This is a genomic window from Nostoc sp. LEGE 12454 (genome assembly GCF_056620565.1).
Genome location: NZ_JBWQXL010000121.1, coordinates 1 through 1,130 on the forward strand (window position 1 = coordinate 1; position 1,130 = coordinate 1,130).

Annotated in this window: 1 protein-coding gene and 1 pseudogene; both read right to left on the reverse strand. The window is 40.8% G+C overall.

Annotation, left to right across the window (positions count from 1 at the left end):
• Positions 1-11: 11 nt before the first annotated feature.
• Positions 12-527: pseudogene (locus AC1F2U_RS34720) on the reverse strand (IS630 family transposase); the annotation flags it as partial.
• A 47-nt stretch (positions 528-574) separates the two neighbouring features.
• Positions 575-1,069 carry a helix-turn-helix domain-containing protein gene (locus AC1F2U_RS34725; protein WP_480265275.1) on the reverse strand — a complete coding sequence of 165 codons (495 nt, stop codon included), beginning with the start codon at positions 1,067-1,069 and terminating at the stop codon, positions 575-577.
• Between the last annotated feature and the right edge of the window lie 61 nt (positions 1,070-1,130).

The window sequence follows — 1,130 nt, forward strand, 5'->3', positions numbered from 1 at the left end:
ATACCAATTCTTTATGAAGCTGCGCTAAATAAAGCTTCGAGAATAAAGTCGTAAGAAGTAAGGGAGGCAATGTGTTCTGGTGTAATTGTTTCTAAGACGGAAGCTAGCTTTTGACGTAGTTGGGTAAGGGTTTTGCAATTTTCCCATTGAAGTTTGCTTTTGAGTAACTCCCAAAACCTCTCAATTGGGTTTAGTTCTGGAGAGTGAGGTGGTTGAAAAATGGGGATAATATTTTCCGGGCAATCAAGGGTTTTAATGGTGTGGAACGAGCCTTGATCAAACTGAATAACTGCAACGTCATCGCCGAGATCCGCAGACAGCAATTCTAAAAACTTTTGAAAACAGTCACCGTCAAGGTGGGAAAATTCGTAGAAAAAACTATACCCACTTAGGGGTTCTACGACACCATACAAGTAAAAATTATCGCGTTGCCACTGACTCAAACCTATGGGTTTTATCCCAGGAGCGGTAATTAAACGTCCTGCAATTGTCTTTAATCCCAAGCGGGTTTCGTCTTGGCACATATATCTAAGCCGATGGCCTGACCCAAATTCATCTTGTAAAAATTTGAGTGCTAGAGGGAGTTTTTTTTAAAGTGAGATAGACTCTCTGGATGTTGTTTGGTACTTTTGGGACGAGGAACTTTGAGTTTGGCACCAAGTTTGTACCGTACTAGTTGGTATACCGTTTTATAAGCAATATTGAGTCCTAATTCGCCCATTAACCATTGTTGAATCTGACTATAGCTATGAAATCCTTGTGGTTCGGACAATTTTCGCTTTAAACGTTCTAAGTGTTCTCCAGCAACTATCGGCTCTTTACCCGGTGCTTGTTTCACCTCTAACAAACCTCTGTATCCCCCATCTTTATATTTTTTCAACCAACGAGTTATTGTTGCTTCATCACGCCCTAAACGTTCTGCCAGCGATCGCCTACTTGTAGCTTGACCAGTTTTTAGCCAGTAGAGCATTTGTAATCGCTCTTTGCTACTAGCTTCTGCGGCATATTTAACAGCTTTTTCCAATTCTTCTCGGCTCTGTTTAATCTCAACTTGCAATTTGAGACCCATCACACTTGTACCAAATACACCCTTGTGAATAATTTAGCGCAGCTTCATACAGAAATGGTAT